Source organism: Aquamicrobium sp. (genome assembly GCF_023954335.1).
Taxonomy (GTDB): domain Bacteria; phylum Pseudomonadota; class Alphaproteobacteria; order Rhizobiales; family Rhizobiaceae; genus Aerobium.
Genome location: NZ_JAMLIE010000001.1, coordinates 969684 through 993809 on the forward strand (window position 1 = coordinate 969684; position 24126 = coordinate 993809).

30 protein-coding genes are annotated in these 24126 nt (G+C 67.1%); 17 read left to right on the forward strand and 13 right to left on the reverse strand.

Features of this window, described 5'->3' with window-relative positions:
- The first annotated feature begins 4 nt into the window (after positions 1-4).
- Positions 5-346: a chorismate mutase gene (locus M9945_RS04735; protein ID WP_367929262.1), complete on the forward strand. Its 342-nt coding sequence runs from the start codon at positions 5-7 to the stop codon at positions 344-346.
- A gap of 66 nt (positions 347-412) precedes the next feature.
- Positions 413-829, forward strand: coding sequence for a 30S ribosomal protein S16 (gene rpsP, locus M9945_RS04740; protein WP_367943617.1), 417 nt, complete (start codon positions 413-415; stop codon positions 827-829).
- A gap of 107 nt (positions 830-936) precedes the next feature.
- Here rpsP and M9945_RS04745 read toward each other — a convergent pair whose 3' ends face one another.
- Both M9945_RS04745 and M9945_RS04750 read right to left on the reverse strand, forming a co-directional pair.
- Positions 937-1098: a hypothetical protein gene (locus tag M9945_RS04745; protein ID WP_367929260.1), complete on the reverse strand. Its 162-nt coding sequence runs from the start codon at positions 1096-1098 to the stop codon at positions 937-939.
- Positions 1099-1178: 80 nt separating this feature from the next.
- Positions 1179-1613, reverse strand: coding sequence for a pseudoazurin (locus M9945_RS04750; protein ID WP_367943618.1), 435 nt, complete (start codon positions 1611-1613; stop codon positions 1179-1181).
- Between the two features lie 179 nt (positions 1614-1792).
- Between M9945_RS04750 and M9945_RS04755 the strand changes: the two genes are divergently transcribed.
- Positions 1793-2494, forward strand: coding sequence for a Crp/Fnr family transcriptional regulator (locus tag M9945_RS04755; RefSeq protein ID WP_367943619.1), 702 nt, complete (start codon positions 1793-1795; stop codon positions 2492-2494).
- 23 nt (positions 2495-2517) lie between these two features.
- Here M9945_RS04755 and M9945_RS04760 read toward each other — a convergent pair whose 3' ends face one another.
- Complete coding sequence (locus M9945_RS04760; protein WP_367943620.1) at positions 2518-3612, reverse strand: GGDEF domain-containing protein; 1095 nt, start codon at positions 3610-3612, stop codon at positions 2518-2520.
- 358 nt (positions 3613-3970) lie between these two features.
- Between M9945_RS04760 and M9945_RS04765 the strand changes: the two genes are divergently transcribed.
- A complete protein-coding gene (locus M9945_RS04765) occupies positions 3971-5119 on the forward strand; it encodes a PQQ-dependent sugar dehydrogenase (RefSeq protein WP_367943621.1) in 1149 nt (382 codons plus the stop codon).
- 22 nt (positions 5120-5141) lie between these two features.
- On the opposite strand, the gene M9945_RS04770 is transcribed toward M9945_RS04765, so the two are convergent.
- The 4 genes from M9945_RS04770 to fabA all read right to left on the reverse strand — a co-directional run bounded on the left by M9945_RS04770 (position 5142) and on the right by fabA (position 9384).
- On the reverse strand, positions 5142-6692 hold the full coding sequence (locus M9945_RS04770) for a putative bifunctional diguanylate cyclase/phosphodiesterase (protein ID WP_367943622.1): 1551 nt from the start codon (positions 6690-6692) through the stop codon (positions 5142-5144).
- A gap of 104 nt (positions 6693-6796) precedes the next feature.
- Positions 6797-7603 (reverse strand): enoyl-ACP reductase FabI, encoded by an 807-nt coding sequence (fabI, locus tag M9945_RS04775; RefSeq protein ID WP_367943623.1) that lies wholly within the window; start codon positions 7601-7603, stop codon positions 6797-6799.
- A gap of 11 nt (positions 7604-7614) precedes the next feature.
- A complete protein-coding gene (gene fabB / locus M9945_RS04780; protein ID WP_367943624.1) occupies positions 7615-8835 on the reverse strand; it encodes a beta-ketoacyl-ACP synthase I in 1221 nt (406 codons plus the stop codon).
- A gap of 33 nt (positions 8836-8868) precedes the next feature.
- Complete coding sequence (fabA, locus tag M9945_RS04785; protein WP_367929252.1) at positions 8869-9384, reverse strand: 3-hydroxyacyl-[acyl-carrier-protein] dehydratase FabA; 516 nt, start codon at positions 9382-9384, stop codon at positions 8869-8871.
- A gap of 274 nt (positions 9385-9658) precedes the next feature.
- On the opposite strand from fabA, the gene irrA reads away from it, so the two are divergent.
- Positions 9659-10093: an iron response transcriptional regulator IrrA gene (irrA, locus tag M9945_RS04790; protein WP_367943625.1), complete on the forward strand. Its 435-nt coding sequence runs from the start codon at positions 9659-9661 to the stop codon at positions 10091-10093.
- Positions 10094-10143: 50 nt separating this feature from the next.
- Here the strand turns inward: irrA and M9945_RS04795 are convergent, their stop codons facing one another.
- Both M9945_RS04795 and M9945_RS04800 read right to left on the reverse strand, forming a co-directional pair.
- Positions 10144-10962: a YiiX/YebB-like N1pC/P60 family cysteine hydrolase gene (locus M9945_RS04795; RefSeq protein WP_367943626.1), complete on the reverse strand. Its 819-nt coding sequence runs from the start codon at positions 10960-10962 to the stop codon at positions 10144-10146.
- Between the two features lie 233 nt (positions 10963-11195).
- Positions 11196-11408, reverse strand: a complete 213-nt coding sequence (locus tag M9945_RS04800; RefSeq protein ID WP_367929249.1) for a DUF1127 domain-containing protein — start codon at positions 11406-11408, stop codon at positions 11196-11198.
- Between the two features lie 106 nt (positions 11409-11514).
- Here M9945_RS04800 and M9945_RS04805 point away from each other — a divergent pair, with 106 nt between their 5' ends.
- Complete coding sequence (locus tag M9945_RS04805; protein ID WP_367943627.1) at positions 11515-12195, forward strand: ArsR/SmtB family transcription factor; 681 nt, start codon at positions 11515-11517, stop codon at positions 12193-12195.
- Positions 12196-12198: 3 nt separating this feature from the next.
- On the opposite strand, the gene M9945_RS04810 is transcribed toward M9945_RS04805, so the two are convergent.
- The 3 genes from M9945_RS04810 to M9945_RS04820 all read right to left on the reverse strand — a co-directional run bounded on the left by M9945_RS04810 (position 12199) and on the right by M9945_RS04820 (position 14884).
- Entirely contained in the window at positions 12199-12753 is a 555-nt protein-coding gene (locus M9945_RS04810; protein WP_367943628.1) for a TIGR02281 family clan AA aspartic protease, read from the reverse strand.
- A gap of 120 nt (positions 12754-12873) precedes the next feature.
- A complete protein-coding gene (locus M9945_RS04815; protein ID WP_367943629.1) occupies positions 12874-13566 on the reverse strand; it encodes a Crp/Fnr family transcriptional regulator in 693 nt (230 codons plus the stop codon).
- A gap of 238 nt (positions 13567-13804) precedes the next feature.
- Positions 13805-14884, reverse strand: coding sequence for a cytochrome-c peroxidase (locus M9945_RS04820; protein WP_367929245.1), 1080 nt, complete (start codon positions 14882-14884; stop codon positions 13805-13807).
- Positions 14885-15184: 300 nt separating this feature from the next.
- On the opposite strand from M9945_RS04820, the gene M9945_RS04825 reads away from it, so the two are divergent.
- The 11 genes from M9945_RS04825 (at position 15185) to M9945_RS04875 (ending at position 23182) form a co-directional block, all read left to right on the forward strand.
- Entirely contained in the window at positions 15185-15361 is a 177-nt protein-coding gene (locus M9945_RS04825) for a hypothetical protein (protein ID WP_367943630.1), read from the forward strand.
- A gap of 88 nt (positions 15362-15449) precedes the next feature.
- Complete coding sequence (locus M9945_RS04830) at positions 15450-15644, forward strand: hypothetical protein (RefSeq protein ID WP_367943631.1); 195 nt, start codon at positions 15450-15452, stop codon at positions 15642-15644.
- Positions 15645-15714: 70 nt separating this feature from the next.
- On the forward strand, positions 15715-17526 hold the full coding sequence (lepA, locus tag M9945_RS04835) for a translation elongation factor 4 (protein WP_367943632.1): 1812 nt from the start codon (positions 15715-15717) through the stop codon (positions 17524-17526).
- A 40-nt stretch (positions 17527-17566) separates the two neighbouring features.
- Positions 17567-17803 (forward strand): type II toxin-antitoxin system Phd/YefM family antitoxin, encoded by a 237-nt coding sequence (locus tag M9945_RS04840; protein ID WP_367929241.1) that lies wholly within the window; start codon positions 17567-17569, stop codon positions 17801-17803.
- On the forward strand, positions 17804-18178 hold the full coding sequence (locus tag M9945_RS04845) for a type II toxin-antitoxin system death-on-curing family toxin (RefSeq protein WP_367943633.1): 375 nt from the start codon (positions 17804-17806) through the stop codon (positions 18176-18178).
- A 3-nt stretch (positions 18179-18181) separates the two neighbouring features.
- Positions 18182-18622, forward strand: a complete 441-nt coding sequence (gene dtd / locus M9945_RS04850; RefSeq protein ID WP_367943634.1) for a D-aminoacyl-tRNA deacylase — start codon at positions 18182-18184, stop codon at positions 18620-18622.
- Between the two features lie 170 nt (positions 18623-18792).
- Entirely contained in the window at positions 18793-20205 is a 1413-nt protein-coding gene (locus M9945_RS04855; RefSeq protein WP_367943635.1) for a circularly permuted type 2 ATP-grasp protein, read from the forward strand.
- Positions 20206-20247: 42 nt separating this feature from the next.
- A complete protein-coding gene (locus tag M9945_RS04860; RefSeq protein WP_367943636.1) occupies positions 20248-20625 on the forward strand; it encodes a four helix bundle protein in 378 nt (125 codons plus the stop codon).
- Positions 20626-20683: 58 nt separating this feature from the next.
- Complete coding sequence (locus tag M9945_RS04865; RefSeq protein ID WP_367929237.1) at positions 20684-21625, forward strand: alpha-E domain-containing protein; 942 nt, start codon at positions 20684-20686, stop codon at positions 21623-21625.
- Complete coding sequence (locus M9945_RS04870; RefSeq protein WP_367943637.1) at positions 21625-22419, forward strand: transglutaminase domain-containing protein; 795 nt, start codon at positions 21625-21627, stop codon at positions 22417-22419. The genes M9945_RS04865 and M9945_RS04870 overlap by 1 nt, the downstream gene beginning before the upstream one ends.
- Before the next feature lie 34 nt (positions 22420-22453).
- Positions 22454-23182 carry a peptidase gene (locus M9945_RS04875; protein ID WP_367929235.1) on the forward strand — a complete coding sequence of 243 codons (729 nt, stop codon included), beginning with the start codon at positions 22454-22456 and terminating at the stop codon, positions 23180-23182.
- A gap of 4 nt (positions 23183-23186) precedes the next feature.
- On the opposite strand, the gene M9945_RS04880 is transcribed toward M9945_RS04875, so the two are convergent.
- Positions 23187-23993, reverse strand: coding sequence for a lysophospholipid acyltransferase family protein (locus M9945_RS04880; RefSeq protein ID WP_367943638.1), 807 nt, complete (start codon positions 23991-23993; stop codon positions 23187-23189).
- Between the last annotated feature and the right edge of the window lie 133 nt (positions 23994-24126).

Genomic DNA, 24126 nt, shown 5'->3' on the forward strand with positions numbered 1-24126 from the left:
GAAGATGACCAGCGAAAACGATGACGTCCGGCGCGCGCGCGTGCTTCTCGGCGACCTGCGCGCCTCGATCGACAATATCGACGCCGCCATCATCTACATGCTGGCCGAGCGGTTCCGCTGCACCGAGACGGTCAGCCGCCTCAAGGCCGAGCACAACCTGCCGCCGGCGGACCTGACGCGAGAGGCGGAGCAGATCGCGCGCCTGCGCCGGCTGGCCGAGGACGCGCGCTTCAATCCCGATTTCACCGAAAAATATCTCGGCTTCATCATCCCCCACGTCATCCGCCATCACGAGGCGGTGTCGGCCGGGGCGACGGACGCCGATCTCGTCACCCGCCGGTCCTGACCGGACGGCGGAAAACCCGACAAACCCGAAAACACCGAACGCTATAGTCCGACAGGAGAAAATCGAATGGCCCTGAAAATCCGCCTTGCCCGCGCCGGCTCCAAGAAGCGCCCCTACTACCACATCGTCGTCGCCGACGTGCGCAGCCCGCGCGACGGCCGCTTCATCGAGCAGCTCGGCGCGTGGAACCCGATGCTGCCCAAGGACGGCGAGCGCGTGAAGATCAATGAGGAGCGCGTCAAGCACTGGCTGTCGAACGGCGCGCTGCCGACCGACCGCGTCGCCCGCTTCCTCGCCGATGCCGGGCTGGTGACGCGCGAGGCGCGCTCGAACCCGACCAAGGCCGTTCCGGGCAAGAAGGCTCAGGAGCGCATCGCCGCCGCCAAGCAGGCCGAGGAAGCCGCCGCCGCCAAGGCCGCCGAAGCGGCTGCCGCCGCCGAGGCTCCGGCCGAAGCCCCCGCCGAGGCCGCGGCCGAGGAATAGACCGGACCGGGCACGACCCGTCCGTGAAAAAGGCCCGGCGCTCGATGGAGCGCCGGGCCTTCGTGCTTGTGGATATGCGTGCCGTGCTGGCGAGCCGGCCGGCCGTCTCAGGCCTCCGCCAGGCGCGCGCGGATGGCCGCGCGCCATTCCCGAAGAAGCATCCGGTCTTCCTTGGAGAACGCCGCCCGGCTTTTCAGCGCCTCGAACGTGTCGTCCGGGTGGCAGCGTTCATATTCCGTGCGCAACAGGTCGTCTTCCCGTTCCGCCATGTCCCCTTCCTCCGCCGATTTCGCCGCTCGCCGGAGGCGCGCCCTGCGGCGGCGCCTTCGGCGTGTCGGTTCCGCGCGGCTTACTGCTCGAGCTGCGCGAACAGGTCGGCGAAGACCTGCTTGGCCTTGCCCGGCTGCTTGACGGCCTTGGCCGCCTCGGCGTTGACCGGCTCGCCGGCCACCACCAGCATCACCATGCCCATCGCGTAGTGCGGCGTGCACTTGATGCCGTAGACGCCTTCCTTCTCGACGGTGAAGGTGACTTCCTGGTTGATCTTGCCCTTGAACTCCTCGACGCCCTCGGGGAACATGCCCTTGATCGCCTGGGCGTCATGGCCCTTGTCGACGACGAGGAACTTGACCGTGTCGCCCACCTCGACGTTGAGGAAGTCCGGCTCGAAGACCATCGCGCCCTTCTCGCCCTTGTTCAGCATCTTCACTTCGTGCTCCGCCGCACTCGCGGCGCCAGCCATGGCAACGACCGCAGCCGCGGCCAGCATCATCAGTTTCTTCATGGTCTTTCCTTCCGGTCCTGTGGACGGCCTTTGCCGTTGGGGTGAAGATAATCGCCGCAGCGCATCTAGGATTTGCGCTGGCGCAAACAAAGGCTAGAACGGGACGTGTGGCGTTGCGCCGCATGGGGAGCGGCGCCGGGACCCGCGCTGCGCGGGCCTTGATCTGGAGGGAAACGAGCGTGCCGACGCTGGACCGATCCGTGATAGCCGGCCTGCCGCCCTTCGAGGGACTTCAGCCGGACGATCTCGACCATATCCTCGAGCAGGCCCGCTCCTCGCGCTATCCGCGCGACGCCGCCATTTTCGAGCAGGACGAGCCGGCCGAGCACTTCTTCCTGCTGCTCGACGGCCATGTGCGCGTGGTGCGCATCACGCCGGAGGGCGAGCAGATCATCTCGCGCTACGTCAATGCCGGCGAGATGTTCGGCCTTGCCGTCGCCATGGGCCGCAACGCCTATCCGGCGAGGGCGGTCGCGGCCGTCGACTGCGTGGTGGTGGCCTGGCCCAACAGCGCCTTCGCCGGGCTCGCGCGCCGGTTCCCCAGCTTCGGCGCCAGCACCTACCGCACCATCGGCCGGTGGCTGCAGGATACCCATACCCGCATGCTGGAGCTGGTCACGGCGCAGGTCGAGCAGCGCGTCGCCCATGCGCTGCTGCGCCTTGCCCATCAGGCCGGGCGCAAGACGCCGGAGGGGATCGAGATCGACTTCCCCATCACCCGGCAGGACATCGCCGAGATGACCGCGACCACGCTGCACACGGTCAGCCGGCTGATGAGCGGCTGGGAGGAGAAGGGCATCGTCGTCAGCGGCCGCCAGAAGGTGGTGATCGCCGATCCGCACGGGCTGATGCTGATCGCCGAGCAGCGTCCGCGCCACTGAGACGGCGGGGGCCGCCCGCTGCTCTAGCTGTTGCGGTAGAGCAGCCAGTTCTTGCCGAAATTGCCGTCCTTGAGGGTCGAGAATCGGGTGGTGCGATTGCGCCCGGCGGTCTTGGACGCGTAGAGGGCGCGGTCGGCCTTGGCGTAGAGGTAGTCCGGGCTTTGCGCCTGCGTCGCCATGCACAGGCCGAGCGAGACGGTGATCGGCCCGTAATTGGTGCCCTTGGCGGTGTTGACGAACGGCGCGTCGAGGATCGTTTGACGCACCTCCTCGGCGACGCGGCAGGTGGCGTCCTCGCCGTGGCCTTCGAGGATGATGGCGAACTCCTCGCCGCCGGTGCGGGCGACGAACGCCTCGGCCTTGACGGTGCTGCGGATGAGGTTGGCGACGATCTGGAGGATGCGGTCGCCGACCGGGTGACCGAAGCGGTCGTTGATCGTCTTGAAGCGGTCGATGTCGGCGAGGATCAGCGCGCTGAACACGATGTTGCGGTTGCTGTCGTAGATCGTGCCCAGCGCCCGGTCGAAGGCCCGGCGGTTGGAGATCTGCGTCAGCGCGTCGGTGTCGGCGAGGCGCTTGTATTCCTCGAGCTGCATCTTCACCGATTGCAGCTCGTTCGACTTGTTGCCGATCGACGAGACGATCTCCCGCTGGCTGGCCAGCGAGGTCCGGGTCGCGGTGGCGGTGACGGAGATGATCTTCTCGAGGAACTCGCGCGACAGCGGCTGCGGCGCGGCGAGCCCGCTCGACGTCTCGCCCAGTATCTTGCCGTAGGTCTCCATCGACGTGCGCTCCTTGCGGAGCAGGGCGATGATCTCGCTGAGCTTGGTGACGATCTTGGAATGGGCTTCCTCGACGGCGGCCTCGTCGCCGCGTCCGAGGACGCGCGCGGCCACCTCGTCGAGCTGCTTCTGCGTCGGCCGGGCGCCGAGCTCGGAGAGCGCGTCGACGAGATCGCGCCGGCCCCCGGTCACCGCCTCGTAGAACAGCTCGTAATTGCGCGGCAAGCCGGCGACGCCGAGCTGGCGCATGGTCAGCACAACGGTCGCGGCGGCATCCGGCCTGTTGACCGGATGGTCGGGGCGTTCCACCTGTGTCGTCTCTTCAGCCGTGCTCACGCCAGCCACCCCCGTTCGCGCAAGACGAAACGCCCGGCGCCGGATACGCGACCCCGGCGGGAAATCGTCCTGCATGCGCCCTTCGCACGGCCTGCCTGAGCCGCCATGCATCCGGTTAAACTAACCTTGCGTCAATTAAACCCAGGTTAACCGCGTTTCCCCACCCGGGATTTGATAGAAAATTCCGGTGCGATTGGGAATGGCGGCATGCGCGGATGGACACTGCGTCGCACCCTTCGATCGCTTCTTGCACCGCCGGGGGGGGGGTGACGATGGGGTCACAATCGCGTGAGGCCATCCGTTTTGCGCCCGCCGCGCGTTAAACCTTGCCTGTTCCATGATCTCACGAGGATTCGCCATGTTCCGATCCGCATCCCTTCTCGGGGCGACCCTGCCCATGCTGCTTCTCGGCACGGCCTGCGCCCAGCCCGTGGACGGAGACCTGTCGAGCGAGGCGGGGACGATCCGCGTCGAGACGGTGGTCGGCGACCTCTCCCATCCCTGGGCCATCGCCGTCCTGCCAGACGGCGGCATGCTGGTGACGGAACGGGAGGGGCGGTTGCGCCACGTTTCCGCCGGGGGCGCGCTGTCGGCGCCGCTGTCCGGCGTGCCGGCGGTCGAGACCGCCGGTCAGGGCGGCCTGCTCGACGTGGCGCTCGATCCCGATTTCGCCGCGAACCGGCTGGTCTACCTGTCGTTCTCCGAAGGCGGCGACGGCGGCAACAGCACGGCGGTCGCGCGCGGCCGGCTCAGCGACGACCTGTCCGGGCTCGATGCGGTCGAAGTCATCTTCAGCCAGAGCCCCAAGGTCGACAGCAGCGGCCATTTCGGCTCGCGCCTCGTCTTCGGCCGCGACGGCAACCTGTTCGTGACCCTTGGCGACCGCCAGTCCGGCGCGTTCCGCGGCGAGGCGCAGAACCTCGGCTCGCATATCGGCAAGATCGTCCGCATCCGTCCCGACGGCTCCGTGCCGGATGACAATCCCTTCGTCGGCCGTGCCGGCGCGCTGCCGGAAATCTGGGCCTGGGGCATCCGCAATTCGCAGGCGGCCGCCCTCCACCCCGAGACCGGCCTGCTGTGGGAGATCGAGCACGGCCCGCGCGGCGGCGACGAGCTGAACGTGATCCGGCCGGGCGAGAACTACGGCTGGCCGTTGGTGACGCTCGGCGTCGAATATTCCGGGCTCACCATCGGCGACGGGCTGAAGACGGCGCCGGATATGGTCGACGCCATCTACAGCTGGACGCCGGTGATCGCGCCGTCGGGGATGCTGTTCTATTCCGGCGAGGCGTTCCCCGACTGGCAGGGCGACCTCTTCGTCGGCGGCCTCGCCTCCACCGCGCTGGTCCGGCTCGAGCTCGACGGCGAGCGGGTGGTGCACGAGGAGCGGCTTCTCGAGCCGCTGAAGCAGCGCATCCGCGACGTCGCCGAGGGACCGGACGGCGCGCTCTACGTCGCGACCGACGAGGCCGAGGGGCGCATCCTGCGCATCGTTCCCGCAAGATAAGCGGAGGGATCGGGCAGCCGCCTCAATGCACGGTGGCGGCGTCGTGCCTCGGCTCCAGCCGGCCGTCGCGCATGACCAGCGGGCCGGGCTTGCCGAAGAGATAGCCTTGCCCGACCTGGCACCCGGCCGCCTTGAGCAGCGTCGCCTGGCTTTCCGTCTCCACGCCTTCGGCGATGGTGCGCACGCCGAGCGCCCGCGACAGGCCGACAATGGTCGAGACCACCGCGCCGGAATTGTTGTCGCTTTCGAGCCGGCGCACGAAGGACTGGTCGATCTTCAGCTTCTTGAAAGGGAAGTCGACCAGATAGGACAGGTTCGAATAACCGGTCCCGAAATCGTCGACCGCGACCGAGATATCCATCTGCGACAGCGCGTCGAGAATGGCGGCCGCATGCGCGCGGTCCTGCATCATCGCGGTTTCCGTGACCTCGAGCTCCAGCCGCTTCGGGTCGATGCCGGTGCTGGCGATCACCCCGCTCACCATCGACAGGAAGTCGCGCGTCATGAATTGCACCGGCGAGATGTTGACCGCGACGAAGCAGTCCTGCGGCAGGAAGCGGGCGTCCTCGCATGCCTTGCGCAGCACCCATTCGCCGATCGGCACGATCATGCCGGTCTCCTCGGCCACCGGCACGAACTCGCCGGGCGGGACCATGCCGCGCTCGGGGTGCCGCCAGCGCACCAGCGCCTCGTAGCCGACGGTCCGGCCGGTCGAGAGATCGAATTGCGGCTGGTAGTGGAGCTCGAAATCGCCGCGCCGGAAGGCGACGTGCAGCTCGGATTCGATCCATTGGCGATAGTCGGCGACGCGGCCCATCTGCTCGTGGAACGCCGACCAGTTGCCGATCCCGCCGCCGCGCGCGTGCTGGAGCGCGAGGTTGGCCCGCCGCAGCAGCGTCACCGGCTCGGTGCCGTCCTTGGGGATGGCGACGAGCCCGACCGACATGTTGACCGATTGCAGGTGTGAGGGAAGCTGGTAGGGCTGCGTCAGCCTCTCGTATATGCGGCCGATGAACGCGTCCATCGAACCGAGGTCGGGCCGGTCGGGGATCAGCACCGCGAACTCGCCGGCGCTGATGCGGCCGATCTCGGCCTCGCGCGGCAAGATCTCCTTCAGCCGCTCGGCGAAGGCGTGCACGAGCCGGTCGCCGTCGCTGTAGCCGATCGTGTCGTTGATGTGCTTGAAGCGGTCGATGTCGATGTCGAGCAGGAAGACGGGCCTGCCGGTGCCGATCGCCGCTGCCGCCGCCTCGGCGATCCTGCCGACCATGGCGGCGCGCGTGGACAGGCCGGTGAGCTTGTCGAACTGCGTCTCCCGGTAGACCCACGAGGCGGATTCGTCGACGCCGGCGAAGAAGGACATGGCGGCGAAGGACGCCGCCAGCGCGCACAGCGCGGCGATCATGCCGGCCACGATGTTGGCCGGAATGCCGTCGATGCCGCCGACGCCGGATCGGACCGCCCACAGGGCGAGCGCGAAGCTGCCCAGTCCAGAGGCGGCAATGGTCGTCAGCCGGAAAACCCGGCTCCGCGTCGGAGACCTGTTGCTGTCGCCAGAGTGCCTATCGCTCATGCCCGGCCCCTCATCCGGGTAAAGAAATACAGAAGAAAACTTAATAAGCGTTTCTTTCCTTATTGCGATTTCCGGGGGCGGGCCGGGCGGTTGCTCTGCCTGTCTCAGCCCTCGTCGGTGCGCTTCAGCTCGTCCAGCGTCGGCATCGAGACGATGTGGTAACCGGAATCGACATAGTGGATCTCGCCGGTGACGCCGGAGGATAGGTCAGACAGGAGGTAGAGCGCCGAGCGCCCGACCTCGTCGGCCGTCACCGTGCGCCTGAGCGGCGAGTTGCGCTGCTGGAACGAATACATCAGCCGCGCGTCGGCGATGCCCGCGCCGGCCAGCGTGCGCACGGGGCCGGCGGAAAGGCCGTTCACCCTGATGCCGCGCGGGCCGTAATCGTTGGCGAGGTAGCGCACGCTCGCCTCCAGCCCGGCCTTGGCGACGCCCATCACGTTGTAGTTGGGCATGATGCGCACCGAGCCGGCATAGGTCAGCGTCACCATCGAGCCGCCTTCGCCCATCAGCCCGGCCGCGGCTCGCGCGACCTCGGTGAAGGAGAAGCACGAGATGACCATGGTGCGGATGAAGTTCTCGCGGCTGGTGTCGGCGTAGAGCCCCTTCAATTCGTTGCGGTCGGAGAAGCCGATGGCGTGGACGAGGAAATCCATCCCGCCCCATTCGCTCTTCAGCGTCTCGAAGGCGGCGTCCACGGTCGCGGCGTCCTCGACGTCGCAGGGCAGCACCAGCTTCGCGCCGACCTGGTCGGCCAGCGGCTTGACCCGGCGGCCGAACGCCTCGCCCTGATAGGTGAAGGCGAGTTCCGCCCCCTGCTCGGCGAGCTGCTTCGCGATGCCCCATGCAATGGAATGGTCGTTGGCGACGCCCATGACGAGGCCGCGCTTGCCCTTCATCAACCCGTCCATCGGCGTCGTCCTCAGCCCTGGTAGCGCTGGAACACCAGCGTCGCGTTGGTGCCGCCGAAGCCGAAGGAGTTGGAAAGCACCGTGTCGATCTTGGCGTTGTCGATGCGCTTGCGCACCACCGGCATGCCCTCGAATTCCGGGTCGAAATTCTCGATATGGGCGCTTTCGCCGATGAAGCCGCCCTTCATCATCAGGATCGAGTAGATCGATTCCTGCACGCCCGCCGCGCCCAGCGAATGGCCGGTCAGCGACTTGGTCGAGGAGATGTTGGGCAGCTTGTCGCCGAACACCTCGCGGATCGCGCCCATTTCCTTGGAGTCGCCCACCGGGGTCGAGGTGCCGTGGGTGTTGATGTAGTCGACGTCGCCCTTCACGGTCGACAGCGCCTGGCGCATGCAGCGGATCGCGCCCTCGCCGGAGGGGGCGACCATGTCGTAGCCGTCGGAGGTCGCGCCGTAGCCGGCCACCTCGGCATAGATCGTCGCGCCGCGCGCCTTCGCGTGCTCCAGCTCCTCCAGCACCAGCACGCCGGCGCCGCCGGCGATGACGAAGCCGTCGCGGTCGACGTCATAGGCGCGCGAGGCGACGGCCGGGCGGTCGTTGAACTTCGACGACATCGCGCCCATCGCGTCGAACAGGTTCGACATGGTCCAGTCGAGGTCCTCGTGGCCGCCGGCGAAGATGATGTCCTGCTTGCCCCACTGGATCAGCTCGTAGGCGTTGCCGATGCAGTGCGCCGAGGTCGAACAGGCCGAGGAGATCGAATAGTTGACGCCGTGGATCTTGAACCAGGTGGCGAGCGTCGCCGAGGCGGTGGACGACATCGCCTTCGGCACGGCGAACGGGCCGATGCGCTTGGGGCTGTTGTTCTTCTCGGTGATCTCGGCCGCTTCGACGATGGTCTTCGTCGACGGACCGCCCGAGCCCATGATGATGCCGGTGCGCTCGTTGGTGATGTCGCCTTCCTCGAGGCCGGCCGATGCGATCGCCTGCTGCATGGCGACGTGGTTCCACGCGCCGCCCTTGTGCAGGAAGCGCATGGCGCGGCGGTCGACCAGCTCGCTCGGGTCGAGCGTCGGCGCGCCCCAGACCTGGCAGCGGAAGCCGTGCTCGGCGAAATCCGGCGAGAAGGTGATGCCCGACTTTGCCTCGTAGAGCGATGCCCGCACCTCGTCGGCGTCGTTGCCGATCGAGGAGACGATGCCCAGCCCGGTGACCACTACCCGTCTCATATGCGCTCCCTTATCTTTTCTCGATGACGCGGCTCAGGCCGCGCTCTGCTTCGACAGGCCGACGCGCAGGTCGGACGCCGTGTAGATCTGCTCGCCATCGGCCTTGAGCCAGCCGTCGGCGGTGCCGAGCACGAGGCGGCCGCGCATGACGCGCTTGAAGTCGACGCCGTATTCGACCTTTTTCACCGAGGGCGTGACCATGCCCTTGAACTTTACCTCGCCGGTGGAGAGCGCCATGCCCTTACCCGGCTCGCCGAGCCAGCCGAGGAAGAAGCCCGTCATCTGCCACAGCGCGTCGAGACCGAGGCAGCCCGGCATGATCGGGTTGCCGATGAAGTGGCACGGGAAGAACCAGAGGTCCGGCTTGATGTCGAGTTCGGCGCGGATATAGCCCTTGTCGAACTCGCCGCCGGTCTCGCTGATCGCGGTGATGCGGTCGAACATCAGCATCGGCGGGGCCGGGAGCTGGGCGTTGCCCGGGCCGAACAGCTCGCCGCGCCCGCAGGCCAGAAGTTCCTCGTAATCGTAGCTCGACTTTCTCTCGAACATGCCTTTTCCGTTCCCCTGCGGCGCACCGCTACCCGACAATCGTTTGGCCGCAAGGGCCGCTCCTCGTCGTTTCCCCTATCACAGTCCGTTTCCCGCTGGAAACAGCCACGGCGCATATTGCATGCGTCCGTCCGGCGCATCGGCCCGCTATTGATCGCATATTCGCCAGAGAATATATGTTGAAAAGGTGGGCCCGGCGAAATTCCGTGTTTGCGCCCGAAAACGAGTGTCGAAACGGCAAGTGTCGAAACGGTAAGGGAAGCGCGGCGACCTGATGGAACTTGGGCTTAGGCAGGACGACGACCTGGAAATTCGCGTGCGCGAGGCGGGCCTGCGCCCGACGCGGCAGCGAATCGCGCTCGCCGAGCTGCTGTTCGCCAAGGGCGACCGGCACCTCTCGGCCGAGGAGCTGCACGAGGAGGCGCTCAATGCGGGCGTCACTGTTTCGCTCGCCACCGTCTACAACACGCTCCACCAGTTCACCGAGGTCGGCCTCCTGCGCATCCTCGCGCTCGAGGGCTCGCGCACCTATTTCGACACCAACACCTCGGACCATCACCATTTCTTCATCGAGGGCGAGAACCGCGTCGTCGACATCGAGGCCGCGCCGGTCAGCGTCCACAACCTGCCCGAGCCGCCCGAGGGGATGGAGATCGTCAACGTCGACATCATCGTCAGGCTGCGGCCGAAGGTCGTGCGCAAGGGCTGACCTGCGTTCCATTTCCGTTTCGAAGAATCCTGCGGATGAGCCGCGCGGCCTCAAGCGGCTGCGCCCCTGCCGGGCTCGTCCGCCGCGTCGCGGTCTCCTTCCGCCCACACCACCGCCTTGTAGTCGAAGCCGTAGACCAGCGTCGGCTTGACGATCTGGAAATAGGGCGACAGGTCGAAGTCGCGCGGCGTGTAGAGCGAGTGATGGCGGATATGCATGATCTCGGCGCGCGAGAAACGCGACTGCGCCGAGGCGCGGCCGGGCGCGCGGGTGATCTCGGGCAGGATCGGATAGCCGATCCGGCCATAGGCCTCCGCGATCAGCGACGAGCAGATCGCCCGCGTCGGGTCGCCCGAGCCGAAGGCGATCATGCGCCGGCGCCAGCGCACCGGCACCGGCGGCGTCGGCAGGAAGTAGCGCACCATGTCGACGATGTTCTTCATGTCGTATTTAAGCCCGAGCTTACCGAGCATGAACTCGACCACATGGCGGCGGTCGTCGGGCGTCAGGCCGGAGGCGCGGCAGATGCGGGTGTTGTAGGTGCGGTACTTGGACAGCGGCACCGCCACGCAACCCTCGCCGAGATTGACCTCGATGAGGCGCGGCCGCTCGCCGCCCTCGTCCGGCTCCGGCAGCGCGTCGCCGACATAAAGCGCCGCATGCGACCATGTCGACTGCGTCAGGTACTTGATCGCGGCCGAGATCTTCTGGTTGCCCTCGACCAGCAGGATGTCGCCCGGCTGGAGCGTGCGGTGCAGCGTTTCCGGGTCGGAGGGCGTGTAGGGCTCGTAGCCGGAGGATTCGCTTCGCAGGCGGCGCGCGATCATATGGCCGATGCGGTCGAGAAGCGTATCCGTCTGTTCGGTCATGGCGGTCTGTGATCGGCAAGCGTTGCGGGCGGTGGGCGGCAGGGCCGGCGCACGCTACCAAGCCCGGCGCGGAATGGCAAAAGGGATCGGCACGGCCGGCTTCGCGATAGACGCTTCGATCCTCATCGAAGCATCGGGCTTCCGATTCGGACATGCTGCCCGCGCCGCCGGGGTGGCGGATGGAGAACGACAGGCATGCGGCAACCGCCGGACATCGCAAGCTCGGCACGTGCTCAGCGCCAGAACGGCTTGCGCCGTTCCGCCTCGGCCTGCGTCCGCGTCAGGCCGATGTCGGCGAGCAGCCGGTCGTCGAGATGGCCGAGGGCGCGCCGCTGCCTGCGGCGGGCGCACCAGCGGCATAGCACGCGCGCGCCGGCCGCGATCGCCCGCCAGTGCCGGGCAAGGCGATGCGATGACATGCGCGGGGCGGGAAGGGCGGTCCGCATGGCGGGGTCTCCTGTTCCGGTCGTCCTGTTCCGTCGCGTGAAGACTAGCCATTGCCTGTCGATTATGCTTCGATTGCCATCGAATGATGCCTGATGGAGGGATGCGATGAAGGAAGGCCCGGACCTGTCGCGTATCGCGGCGCTGGTGGGCGACCCCGCGCGCGCCAACATGCTGTCGGCCCTGCTGGGCGGCGGCGCGCTGACGGCGAGCGAGCTGGCGCTGGAGGCCGGCGTCGGCCTGCCCACGGCCAGCTCGCATCTGGCGAAGCTGTCGCAGGGCGGCCTGGTGCGCGTGGCGAGCGAGGGCCGCCACCGCTATTTCGGGCTCGCCGGCCCGGAGGTGGCGGCGATGCTGGAGGCGATCGCCGGCGTGGCCGCGGCGTACGGCCCCCGCCGGACGCGGCCCGGTCCCCGCGACCGGGCGATGCGCGAGGCGCGCGTGTGCTACGACCATCTCGCCGGCGAGAAGGGTGTGGCGTTGTTCGATCATCTGGTGCGGCGCGATCTCGTCCGCCTCGACGGCGACGCCGTGGCGCTCACCCCGCAGGGGCGGGGCTGGTTCGAGGAGCTCGGCGTCGATTTCGCCGCCCTCGGCCGCTCGCGGAGGCCGCTGTGCCGCGCCTGCCTCGACTGGAGCGTGCGGCGCTCGCATCTGGCCGGCAGCCTCGGCGCGGCGGCGCTCGACATCGTCATCCGGCGCGGCTGGGCGCGGCGCGACGGCGGCGGCCGCGCGCTGGCCTTCACACCGCCGGGGCAGCGCGCCTTTTCGCGGCTGCTTGGAGAGTAGCCCTTACTGCTCCAGCACCAGCATGCCGTCCTCGACCGAATAGCGCTTCAGCCGCGACAGGAAGCTCATGCCGACGAGCGTGCCGGAAAGCGCCTGGTCGTCGAGGACCACCGCCTGCACGTCGTCGAGCTCGATCCGGCCGAGCGCGATCCGCTCGATAACGACGGGCGCGAAGCGGGCGCGGCCGTTCGCGGTCTCGGCCGAGCCGGTGAAGTCGGCCTCCGCGACGCTGAGGCCGATGCGTCGCGCCGTCGTCCGGTTGATGGCGATATGGGTCGCGCCGGTGTCGATCATCGCCGGAACCCTGCGTCCGTTGAGCCGGAACTCGGCGCTGAAATGGCCGCCGGCCGTGGCGGCGAGCTGCATCTTGCGCCCGCCCTGATGCGAGGTCGGCGCGGCGGTCGCGGGCTGCGCCTGCCCGGTCTCGGGGCGGGCGGCGGTCTCGCGCGAGGCAGGCTCCGTATCGCCGGCCGTCGGCGCCAGCTGCCGCTCCAGCATGGCCGGGACGGCGGAGAAGGCGGCGGCGAGGATGCCGGCCAGGATGAGAATGCGCAGCATGCGGCGTCCCCGGAGCGGTGTCGCGGGCAAGCCTCTGCCCAAATGCTCAGCGCCGGATTAATGCGCCACGGCTCGCGCGCCGCACGGTTAAGAAACGGTTTCCGCTGCGAGGGACATGCCTCAAAATCCGGCGGCGATCTCCGCCATCGGCCGGCGCGGCGCCGGCAGCCCCTCCATGCGCGATCCGGCCAGCCGCGCCAGCGCGGCCGGGTTCTCGATGCGAACCTCGCTGGGCGACAGATGGCAGATGATGCAGCGCCGCTTCAGTTCGCTGAACGAGCGGCTCGCCGTCTCCTGCGTGATGCCGAGATGGTCGGCGATCTCGCGCCGCGTCAGCGGCAGGTAGACCTCGTCGCCGTCCGGGTCGCAGATTTCCGCCAGCCGCTGGATCAGGCTGGCCACCCGCTCCAGCGCCGTCTTGCGGCCGAGCATGGCGGTGTGGCCCTGCACCCGGCGCAGCGAGGCGCGCAGCCGCCGCGACAGGTCGCGCTCCAGCGCCGGCGATTCGTCGACGCGCGCCATGTCGTAGCTGGTGATGGTGGCGAAGGTCAGCGTCTCGGCGGTGCAGCCGTGGATGGCGTCGCTTTCCCAGGCGCAGAGCTCGCCCGGCCCGACGAGATCGACGATGTGCCGGCGACCGTCGCAGAAGATGTGCGACAACATGACCAGCCCCTCGTCGACGACATAGACGCGGCTGGCGCGGTCATGCTCGCGGAAAACCAGCTCGCGCGGCGAGTGGAGCCTCGTGACGCACCCGCAATCGCCGCCCCGACCCGCGGTCCTGACGGGAAAAGTCTTTTGCAGTACGCCCATGCCCGGTCCTTCGCGCTCGATCCGATCTCCTCGTTGAAGACAATGCGCAAGGACGCGGGACGATACCTTGCGCCAGATCAAGTGGGGCCACGGGGCGCATGCGAAAGGCACGCCTGACATAAGACTCGGCATAAAAAAATGCGGGGGAAGCAATGCTTCCCCCGCAAGCCCCCGCGGTCACGGCCGTCTTTCCGGATGGCCGCGTCCCCTTGTGCGATGCCCCTTGTGCGATAACGGCCTAGTTGGCCGCCGGCACGATCAGCTCCGGCCGCGGCGTCGTCGACGAGTTGGGCGGCAGGATCGGATAGGTGACGTCGGGCTGCTCGCCGGTCAGCGTGTGCAGGAAGGCGACGATGGCCTCGACTTCCGTTCCCTCGAGCTCGGCGCCGAGCTGCGCGGTGGCCATGACGCCGACCGCCTGCGTGAGATCCCACACCTTGCCGCTGTGGAAGTAGGGCGCGGTGAGCGCCACGTTGCGCAGCGACGGCGCGCGGAAGACATATTCGTCGGTCGCCGTCTCGGTGACCGCGAAGCGGCCCTTGTCGTCGCGCGGCAGGATGTCGGCGCCCGGCTGCTCGACCACGCCGAAGGCGTAGTATTCGCCGCCGCCGACATTGACGCCGTTGTGGCAGGAGGCGCAGCCGCTGTCCATGAACAGCCTGAGACCCTGCTTCTCGGTCTCGTTCAGCACCGCGTTGTTGCCTTCGAGATACTGGTCGAAGCGCGCGCCGGGGGTGATCAGCGTCGCTTCGAACACCTCGATCGCCTTGGCGACGTTGTCGAACGTCACCGGATCGGCCTCGCCGGGGAAGGCGAGAGCGAAGCGCTGCTGGTACTGCGGCAGGCTGTTCAGCACGGACAGAACCCGGTCGGGCGTCGCGTTCATCTCGACCGCCGCCTGGATCGGTCCCTTGGCCTGCTCGGCGAGGTCCGCGGCGCGGCCGTCCCAGAACTGGGCGATGTTGAAGAAGGCGTTGAACACGGTCGGCGCGTTGCGCGGGCCGGTCTGCCAGCCGTGGCCGACCGAGACTTCCAGCCCGTCGACGCCGCCGATGCCGAGATTGTGGCAGGTGTTGCAGCTGAACAGGTGGCTGGACGACAGGCGCGGCTCGAAGAACAGCATCTTTCCGAGCTCGACCTTCTCGCGGGTGATCGGGTTGCCTTCCGGCGCCGGCTGCACCGTCGGGATCGGCTCGAACAGGAGCTGGGCGTCGGCGCGCAGTTCCTCGTCGTTGATCGGGGTGGCGTCCTGCGCGAGGGCGGGTGTCGCAAGCAGCAGGGCGACGGCGCTGACCGCGTATGCTAGCTTCGATTTCATGGTTCTCTCCATCGTGGCTGTGCAAACTGGATGAATCATAGCCGAGGGGGAAAAGTGTGCATTGCGATAGATCATGGCTCGGCGAAAATCGCTCCGGCGACTTGCACTATCTTCATTGGAGCACCGGAATCCGAGCTACGGGCGAGGTTCGAGGATTTCGCGCAAAGGTTTCGTGCGTGTTGTACGGTTGCGTTTGATCCAGATCATCGAAGAAATACGGTATTGATTTAAGCGGCGGGGTCATCTACTCGCGCTCATTGGGGCGCTACATGAAAATGCGTTCGTCAGCGGAGACCTCTCATGGTGGGAGCCGACCAGGAGCTTGACCCGATAAAGATAAGCCTGGCCGCGCGCCTGTTGGTCGAGGAGTATGGAGAGGAGGCTTTCGCCCGCGCGGCCGCGCTCGAAAGCGGATCGGCGGCGCCCCATTTCGCGAAGGCCGTCCTCAAGGAAGTGAAAAGGCTGCTGAAGCGTTGAGGGTCGCCGGGTATCGGCTTGACGCAACGTCAATCACCCCATCATAATGAATCTGAACGAAATATGGTTCATGGGTAGGGAATAGGGCATGGGGCCTTCCTCCGGTTCGTCAGGAATGCCGGATGTGTCCGATTGGGACCGTATCGCGTACATCCAGGAAGTGCTCGCGGAGTTGCGCGCGGTCAGCAAATGCATCGAAGGCAACGACGTGCTGACCTATTTCATCGAGATGGCGATGATGCAGGCTGCCGACAGGGCACGTGAAATCGGGCCGCGAAAGTAGGCCGGTCGCGGCCGCGGGCGTTGCTGCGTCGCGCTTGTGAAGCCACCCGCCCCCTGCTAAAGCGCGCGCCATGACCAGAACCCCGCTTTCCCATATCCGCAACTTCTCCATCGTCGCCCATATCGACCACGGGAAGTCGACGCTCGCCGACCGGCTCATCCAGGCGACCGGTTCGCTGGAGGAGCGCGAGATGAAGGACCAGGTGCTCGACGCGATGGACATCGAGCGCGAGCGCGGCATCACCATCAAGGCCAACACCGTCCGCCTCGAATACGACGCCGGGAACGGCGAGCACTATGTGCTCAACCTGATCGACACGCCCGGCCATGTCGACTTCGCCTACGAGGTGTCGCGCTCGCTTCGCGCCTGCGAGGGCTCGCTGCTGGTGGTGGACGCCAGCCAGGGCGTCGAGGCGCAGACGCTGGCCAACGTCTACCAGGCCATCGACGCCGACCACGAGATCGTCGTCGTGCTCAACAAGATCGACCTGCCGGCCGCCGAGCCGGAGCGCATCAAGGAGCAGGTCGAGGAGGTGATCGGCCTCGACGCCTCCGAGGCGGTGATGATCTCGGCCAAGACCGGGCTCGGCATCGGCGAGGTGCTGGAGGCCATCGTCAACAAGCTGCCGGCGCCCAAGCACGGCGATGCCGACGCGCCGCTCAAGGCCATGCTGGTCGATTCGTGGTACGACGCCTATCTCGGCGTCATCGTCCTGGTGCGCATCGTCGACGGTGTGCTGAAGAAGGGCCAGCAGATCCGCATGATCGGCACCGGCGCCAAATACCACGTCGACCGCGTCGGCGTGCTGACGCCCAAGATGGTGATGGTGGACGATCTCGGGCCGGGCGAGCTCGGATTCATCACCGCCTCGATCAAGGAAGTGGCCGACACCCGCGTCGGCGACACCATCACCGACGAGCGCCGCCCGACGGACGCGCCGCTGCCGGGCTTCAAGCCGGCGCAGCCGGTGGTGTTCTGCGGCCTGTTCCCCGTCGACGCCGCCGATTTCGAGGATCTGCGCGCGGCGATGGGCAAGCTCCGGCTCAACGACGCCTCGTTTTCGTTCGAGATGGAGACCTCGGCCGCGCTCGGCTTCGGCTTCCGCTGCGGCTTCCTCGGCCTGCTTCATCTCGAGATCATACAGGAGCGGCTGGAGCGCGAGTTCGACCTCGACCTGATCGCGACCGCGCCGTCCGTGGTCTACCGGCTCAATATGACTGATGGAAAGCAGATCGAGCTGCACAATCCGGCCGACATGCCCGACGTGGTCCGCATCGACACCATCGAGGAGCCGTGGATCAGGGCGACGATCCTGACGCCGGACGACTATCTCGGCGCGATCCTCAAGCTGTGCCAGGAGCGACGCGGCGTGCAGGTCGATCTCTCCTATGTCGGCAAGCGCGCCATGGCGACCTACGACCTGCCGCTGAACGAGGTGGTGTTCGATTTCTACGACCGGCTGAAGTCGATCTCCAAGGGTTACGCCTCGTTCGACTACCAGCTGACCGACTATCGCGAGGGCGATCTCGTCAAGATGTCGATCCTCGTCAACGAGGAGCCGGTCGACGCGCTCTCCATGCTCGTCCACCGCTCGGCGGCGGAAAAGCGCGGCCGCGCCATGTGCGAGAAGCTGAAGGACCTGATCCCCAAGCACATGTTCAAGATCCCGATCCAGGCGGCGATCGGCGGCAAGGTCATCGCCCGCGAGACCATCTCGGCCCTGCGCAAGGACGTGACCGCCAAGTGCTACGGCGGCGACGTCACCCGCAAGCGCAAGCTTCTGGAGAAGCAGAAGGAAGGCAAGAAGCGCATGCGGCAGTTCGGCAAGGTCGAGATTCCGCAGGCGGCCTTCATCGAGGCGCTGAAGATGGGGGATGGCTGAGCGTCTTGTCCAATTTGGACAAATTACCTATTGTCTGCGGATGAAGATTTTCTCCGCCTCCGACGCCAAGAACCGCTTCGGCCAGTTGCTCGACATGGCGCAGGCCGAGCCCGTGCGCGTGCAGCGGCAGGGGCGCGACGTTGCCGTCGTCCTGTCGCCTGAGGAGTTTCGCCGCATGGCGGAGGCGGCGCGCGGGCGGGTCAACCCCGCCGTCGAGCGGCTGCACGCCGAAAGCGCGACGCGCTGGGCGAGCGTCTACGAGGCGCTGGCGAAGTAAGTGGACTATCTCGCGCTCGATGACGTGCTCTATATCCACGCCGAGCAGTTGCGCCTGTTCGGCGGGGCGCACGGCGTGCGCGATCACGGCCTGATCGAATCCGCGCTGCTGCGCCCGCAGACCGGTTACTATGCCGACCTGATCGAGCAGGCGGCGGCGCTGTGGGAGAGCCTCGCCATGAACCACGGCTTCGTCGACGGCAACAAGCGCGTGGCGTTCGCCTCGATGGACATCTTCCTCAGGCTGAACGGCGCGCGGCTGGAAGCCGTGCCGGCCGAGGTCGTCGCCTTCATCTACCGGCATCTCGAGGCTGGCACCTTCCGCAAGCCGGTTCTCGACGAATGGCTGCGCCGACATGTGATAATGGGAAAATAGCCGATGCGCGCGCTCATCCAACGGGTTTCCTCCGCCTCCGTCACCGTCGACGGGAACGTCACCGGCGAGATTGGCCCCGGCCTGCTGGTTCTCGTCTGCGCCATGCAGGGCGACACGGAAAAGCAATCGCAATGGCTGGCGCAGAAGGTCACCAAGCTGCGCATCTTCCGCGACGAGGAGGGGCGCATGAACAGATCCGTCCTCGACGTCGGTGGCGCGGCGCTCGTCGTCAGCCAGTTCACGCTCGCCGCCGAGACCAGGGGCAACCGCCCCGGCTTCTCCACCGCCGCCGCGCCCGACGACGGCAAGCGCCTCTACGAGCATTTCTCGGCGCAAGTCGCCGCGCAGGGCGTCGCAGTCGCCAACGGCGTCTTCGGCGCCGACATGAAGGTCGCGCTCGTCAATGACGGGCCGGTGACGATCTGGCTCGACACGGAAGCCTGATCTTCCGCTGATGCTGCCGCAATCGGCGGCAGCACACGCATCGATCGCGGCAAACTGCCCGCGGCATGGGCATTTTTCCTGAAATCGCGCCCCGCCGCTTCGTTTGCCGGCGATTTTTCTTGATTTTGCGGCTTCCGCTCCCTGTTATGAAGGTGAGAGGGAGGTGCCGCTTGGTCGCTTTCGACGAGATGCGCCCGCACGGGAACGGGCCGAGACAACCCTATGCCGGCTATGACGCCTGGCTCGGCACGCAGGACCCGGCGCGCCTTTCGGAAAAGATGCAGGACGCCGAGCGCGTCTTTCGCCGCACCGGCATCACCTTCGCCGTCTATGGCGAGGCCGAGGCGGCCGAACGGCTGATCCCGTTCGACATCGTGCCGCGCATCATCTCCGGCGCCGAGTGGCGCAGGCTGACGCAAGGGATCGAGCAGCGCGTGCAGGCGCTGAACGCCTTCCTCGACGACATCTACCACCGGCAGGAGATCCTGCGCGCCGGCCGCATCCCCAAGCAGCTGATCGCCGCCAACGAGGCGTTCCTGCCGGAGATGATCGGCGTGCGCCCGCCGGCCGGCGTCTATACCCACATCATCGGCGTCGACATCGTCCGCACCGCCGAGAACGAGTTCTTCGTGCTGGAGGACAATGCGCGCACGCCCTCGGGCGTCTCCTACATGCTGGAGAACCGCGAGACGATGATGCAGCTCTTTCCCGAGCTGTTCCAGACGATCAAGGTCCGGCCGGTCGAGAACTATCCGCAATTGCTGCGCCAGTCGCTGGCGGCGGTGGCGCCGCGCAGCGCCGGAGCCGCGCCGACCATCGCGGTGCTGACGCCGGGTAGCTACAACTCCGCCTATTTCGAGCACGCCTTCCTCGCCGACCAGATGGGCGTCGAGCTGGTGGAGGGGCAGGATTTGCGCGTCGTCGACGGCCATGTCGCGATGCGCACCACGCAAGGCTTCAAGCGCATCGACGTGCTCTACCGGCGGGTCGACGACGCCTTCCTCGATCCGCTGACCTTCAACCCCGATTCCGCGCTCGGCGTGCCGGGCATCATGGACGTCTACCGCGTCGGCAACGTCACGCTCGCCAACGCGCCGGGAACCGGCATCGCCGACGACAAGGCGATCTATTCCTACATGCCCGAGATCGTCGAGTTCTATACCGGCCGCAAGGCGATCCTCGGCAACATCCCGACCTGGCGCTGCTCGGAGCCGGACAGCCTGAAATACGTGCTCGAGCATCTCGACGAGCTGGTGGTGAAGGAAGTCCACGGCTCGGGCGGCTACGGCATGCTCGTCGGTCCGGCGGCCTCGAAGAAAGAGCGCGAGGCGTTCGCCGCCAAGCTGAAGGCGAGACCCTCCAACTACATCGCCCAGCCGACGCTGGCGCTCTCCACCTGCCCGATCCTGACGGAAAAGGGGCTCGCGCCCCGCCACGTCGACCTGCGCCCCTTCGTCCTCGTCTCCGACCGCATCCGCATCGTCCCCGGCGGCCTGACGCGCGTGGCGCTGAAGGAGGGCTCGCTGGTGGTGAACTCGTCGCAGGGCGGGGGCACGAAGGATACGTGGGTGCTGGATGACTGAGAGTGAGTAGAGAGTAGGGAATAGTGAGTAGTGGGGGAGAGAGTGGAAGGGGGCGTCAATTCCTACAGGGATTTGCAGATCTGGAGAGCTGCGATGGATCTGGCGGTCGATTGCTACGATGTGACGAAGGCATTTCCCGCCAGCGAAACCTATGGAATGACCTCGCAGATGCGGCGGTCGTCGTCGTCCGTGGCCGCGAACATCGCCGAAGGTTACGGAAGGGAGCACACCAGTTCGTTTATCCAGTTCCTCCGCATCGCCCAGGGTTCCCTCAAGGAGCTCGAGACGCATGCGATCCTCTGCGAACGGGTAGGATTGATGTTCGAGGCCGATGCCAGCCGCCTGCTCGATCGGTCGAGCAATCTCGGCAAGATGCTGCGCGCGATGATCCGCAGCCTCCAGCGAAAGCATCAACAATGATCCTCCTTCACTACTCACTACTCACTATTCCCCACTCCCTCAGCGGCAGGAGCCGCTGATGCTCCTCGGCCGCACCGCCAACGGTCTCTATTGGATGAGCCGCTATATCGAGCGGGCCGAGAACATGGCGCGCATCGTCGATGCCGGGCTGCGGCTGGCGCTGACGCGCACCGATTCGTCGGCCGACGAATGGACTTCCGTCGTCGTCAGCGCCGGCGCCAAGGACGCCTTCGCGGCAAGGCATTCCGACTATTCGGCCGACACGGTTTCCGACTTCCTGCTGCGCGACACCTCGAATCCGTCGAGCGTGCTTTCCTCCATCGAGACGGCGCGGGCGAACGCGCGCATGGTGCGCACGGCGCTGACGCGCGAGACGTGGGAGAGCATCAACGAGGCGTGGATGTCGTTCCGCCGCATGCTGGCCGGCCCCATCGACCAGCGCGAGCTTCCCGCCATCCTCGACCGGATCAAGCGCGAGACGGCGCAGATACGCGGCGCGTTCTACGGCACCATGCTGCGCAACGAGATCTTCGACTTCGCCCAGCTCGGCTCCTATGTCGAGCGCGCCGACAACACCGCCCGCATCCTCGACGTCAAGTATTACGTGCTGTTGCCGTCGGTGTCGTGGGTCGGCTCCTCGCTCGACAACTACCAGTGGGAATCGATCCTGCGCTCGGTCTCGGCGCACCGCTCCTATCGCTGGGTCTACGAGGCCGACTACCGGCCGGCGCATATCGCCGATTTCCTGATCCTCAACCGGCGCATGCCGCGCTCGCTCGCCTTCTGCTACCGGATGATCGGCGAGAGCCTGAACTTCCTCGCCGACGAATATGGCGAGCGCCATGCCTGCCACGGCACGCTGGAGCTCATCGCCTCGCGGCTGAAGCCCGGCACCATCGACGCCATCTTCGACGGCGGGCTGCACGAGTTCCTCGGCGAGTTCATCCGCTGCAACAACAGGCTCGGCAACGAGGTGGCGCAGGATTACCGGTTCTTCTGATGCGGCTGAAGGTTTCCCACAAGACGCTCTATTCCTACGACGCGCCGGTGCCCTACGCGCTCCAGCGCCTGCGGCTGACGCCGCGCAGCGAGCACAACCAGACGGTACTGTCCTGGTCGCTCGACATCGAGGGCGCGAAGGAGGAGGTGCGCTTCACCGACCATTTCGGCAACGACACGCGCCTGCTCAGCGTCGCGGGCGAACCGCACGCCATCGCGATCTCGGCGCATGGCGAGGTCGACGTCCGTGACACGTCCGGCGTCACCGGCGCGCATTCGGGATTCGCGCCGCTGTGGCTGTTCGAGAGCGGCACGGCGCTGACGGCGGCCGGCCCGCGGGTGAAGGAAATCGCGCACGCGGCGTCCGGCGGCACCGATCTCGACCGGCTGCACGCGCTCTCGCACGCGATCAGGGACCGCGTCGCCTACCGCGTCGGCGCGACCGACGCGGGCACCAGCGCCGAGGACGCGGTGGCGGCGGGCGAGGGCGTCTGCCAGGACCATTCACATATCTTTCTCGCCGCGGCGCGGCTGCTCGGCTTTCCCGCCCGCTATGTCAGCGGCTATCTCCTGATAGACGGCACCAGCGAGCAGGTGGCCACCCATGCGTGGGCCGAGGCGCATGTCGCCGGGCTCGGCTGGGTCGGCTTCGACGTCTCCAACGGCATCTCGCCCGACGGACGCTACGTGCGGCTGGCGACAGGCCGCGACTATCGCGACGCCATGCCGGTTTCCGGCATCCGGCAGGGCGCGGCGCAGGAACGGCTTGAAGTCCACATCACAGTCGAGCAGTAGTAGTCGGCGTCCAAAAAAGCATGGCGACTGATTCATGACCTATTGCGTCGGCCTCAAGATCGATCGCGGCCTCGTCTTCATGTCCGACACCCGCACCAATGCGGGCGTGGATTCGATCTCGACCTTCCGCAAGATGCATATCTGGGAGGAGCCGGGCGAGCGCGTCCTGGTGATGCTGTCGGCGGGCAACCTCGCCACCACGCAGGCGGTGGTCAGCCTGCTCGACGAGCGCTCCAAGGCGCCGGCCGACCGCGCGCCCTCGATCCTCCAGACGCCGTCGATGTACCAGACGGCGCGCCTCGTCGGCGACACGGTCAAGGAGGTGATCTCCTCCTCGGCCCCGGCCGGCCAGAAGGCCGATTCCTTCGGCGCCTCTTTCATCCTCGGCGGGCAGATCAAGGGCACGGAGCCGCGCCTCTTCCTGATCTACCCGGAAGGCAATTTCATCGAGACCTGCGAGGACACGCCCTTCTTCCAGATCGGCGAGACGAAATACGGCAAGCCGATCCTCGTGCGCGCCTACGAGCCGTCGATGAGCTTCGCCGAGACGGCGAAGCTTCTGATGGTGTCGTTCGATTCCACCATCCGCTCGAACCTGTCGGTCGGGCTGCCGCTCGACATGCTGTTCTACGAGCGCGACACATGGCGCGTCGGCTACCGCAAGCGCATCGGCCAGGACGACCCCTACTACCGTGAGATATCCGACGGCTGGTCGCACGCGCTGAAGGCCGCGTTCCAGAGCCTGCCCGATTTTCAGGAATAGGTTCTCAGCCCGTACGCCGCAGCGCCGCGCGCATCATCGCCCGCACGCGCTCCTCGGCCTCGCGCGCCATCCGCTTGCGGTCCGTGCCGGGGCCGAACGCGACCGGCTCGCCGAAATGGATTTCGACGTCGATGCCGCCCTCGCGCATCAAGCGCGCCAGATGCGGGACCAGCGTCTGGTCGCCGATCCATGCCGCGCGCATGCGCTCGCGCCGGCTCATCGGCATGCCGTGCAGCCGCGTGTAGACGATGGCCACCGGCTGGATCGCCGCGCCGCGTTCCTCGCCCATCGCCATCTGCGCCGCCGCGAACAGGGTGGACTTGAACGGCAGCACCGAATTGCCGTCCGAGGTCGTGCCCTCGGGAAACAGCACCATCGGCTCGCCTCGCGCCAGCCGCGCCGCGATCTCGCCCGCCTGCTCGCCGGCGCGGCGCGGCCGTGCGCGGTCGATGAAGACGGTGCGCTGGAGCTTGGCCAGCCGGCCGAACAGCGGCCAGCCGGCGACTTCCGCCTTGGCGATGAAATGAACGTCCGCCGCCGCGCCGAGCGCCATGATGTCGGTCCACGAGACATGGTTGGCGGCGATCAGCAGCGGCCGCGCTTCGGCCGGACTGCCATGGACATGGACGCGCAGGCCGAGCAGGCGCGTCACCATGCGGTGCCACAGGCGCGGCACGCGGCGCTCGTCCAGGAACGGCGCGCGCAGGGCCAGCGCCTGCCACGCCATCAGCGGCGGTGTGGCGGCGGCGAAGGCGAGGAGCCCCAGCGCCAGCCGCGCATTGCCCGTGACGGTCCTTGCCCGCTTCGCCATCGTCCGTTCCGTTCGCGCAGGCCTGTTTTCCCGACCCTGCTCTAGCGCAGCGGGCGTTCTGACGAACGCTGCTTCCGCTGCTCCAGCTTCTTTTCCTGGCCGCATTTATGCGACGTCAGACGATTCCGTCTGA

Coding starts and splice junctions, on each gene's coding strand:
- M9945_RS04735 (WP_367929262.1), top strand. CDS start 5: ATGACCAGCGAAAACGATGACGTCCGGCGCGCGCGCGTGCTTCTCGGC.
- rpsP (WP_367943617.1), top strand. CDS start 413: ATGGCCCTGAAAATCCGCCTTGCCCGCGCCGGCTCCAAGAAGCGCCCC.
- M9945_RS04745 (WP_367929260.1), bottom strand. CDS start 1,098: ATGGCGGAACGGGAAGACGACCTGTTGCGCACGGAATATGAACGCTGC.
- M9945_RS04750 (WP_367943618.1), bottom strand. CDS start 1,613: ATGAAGAAACTGATGATGCTGGCCGCGGCTGCGGTCGTTGCCATGGCT.
- M9945_RS04765 (WP_367943621.1), top strand. CDS start 3,971: ATGTTCCGATCCGCATCCCTTCTCGGGGCGACCCTGCCCATGCTGCTT.
- M9945_RS04770 (WP_367943622.1), bottom strand. CDS start 6,692: ATGAGCGATAGGCACTCTGGCGACAGCAACAGGTCTCCGACGCGGAGC.
- fabI (WP_367943623.1), bottom strand. CDS start 7,603: ATGGACGGGTTGATGAAGGGCAAGCGCGGCCTCGTCATGGGCGTCGCC.
- fabB (WP_367943624.1), bottom strand. CDS start 8,835: ATGAGACGGGTAGTGGTCACCGGGCTGGGCATCGTCTCCTCGATCGGC.
- fabA (WP_367929252.1), bottom strand. CDS start 9,384: ATGTTCGAGAGAAAGTCGAGCTACGATTACGAGGAACTTCTGGCCTGC.
- irrA (WP_367943625.1), top strand. CDS start 9,659: ATGGAACTTGGGCTTAGGCAGGACGACGACCTGGAAATTCGCGTGCGC.
- M9945_RS04795 (WP_367943626.1), bottom strand. CDS start 10,962: ATGACCGAACAGACGGATACGCTTCTCGACCGCATCGGCCATATGATC.
- M9945_RS04800 (WP_367929249.1), bottom strand. CDS start 11,408: ATGCGGACCGCCCTTCCCGCCCCGCGCATGTCATCGCATCGCCTTGCC.
- M9945_RS04805 (WP_367943627.1), top strand. CDS start 11,515: ATGAAGGAAGGCCCGGACCTGTCGCGTATCGCGGCGCTGGTGGGCGAC.
- M9945_RS04810 (WP_367943628.1), bottom strand. CDS start 12,753: ATGCTGCGCATTCTCATCCTGGCCGGCATCCTCGCCGCCGCCTTCTCC.
- M9945_RS04815 (WP_367943629.1), bottom strand. CDS start 13,566: ATGGGCGTACTGCAAAAGACTTTTCCCGTCAGGACCGCGGGTCGGGGC.
- M9945_RS04820 (WP_367929245.1), bottom strand. CDS start 14,884: ATGAAATCGAAGCTAGCATACGCGGTCAGCGCCGTCGCCCTGCTGCTT.
- M9945_RS04825 (WP_367943630.1), top strand. CDS start 15,185: ATGGTGGGAGCCGACCAGGAGCTTGACCCGATAAAGATAAGCCTGGCC.
- M9945_RS04830 (WP_367943631.1), top strand. CDS start 15,450: ATGGGGCCTTCCTCCGGTTCGTCAGGAATGCCGGATGTGTCCGATTGG.
- lepA (WP_367943632.1), top strand. CDS start 15,715: ATGACCAGAACCCCGCTTTCCCATATCCGCAACTTCTCCATCGTCGCC.
- M9945_RS04840 (WP_367929241.1), top strand. CDS start 17,567: ATGAAGATTTTCTCCGCCTCCGACGCCAAGAACCGCTTCGGCCAGTTG.
- dtd (WP_367943634.1), top strand. CDS start 18,182: ATGCGCGCGCTCATCCAACGGGTTTCCTCCGCCTCCGTCACCGTCGAC.
- M9945_RS04865 (WP_367929237.1), top strand. CDS start 20,684: ATGCTCCTCGGCCGCACCGCCAACGGTCTCTATTGGATGAGCCGCTAT.
- M9945_RS04870 (WP_367943637.1), top strand. CDS start 21,625: ATGCGGCTGAAGGTTTCCCACAAGACGCTCTATTCCTACGACGCGCCG.
- M9945_RS04875 (WP_367929235.1), top strand. CDS start 22,454: ATGACCTATTGCGTCGGCCTCAAGATCGATCGCGGCCTCGTCTTCATG.
- M9945_RS04880 (WP_367943638.1), bottom strand. CDS start 23,993: ATGGCGAAGCGGGCAAGGACCGTCACGGGCAATGCGCGGCTGGCGCTG.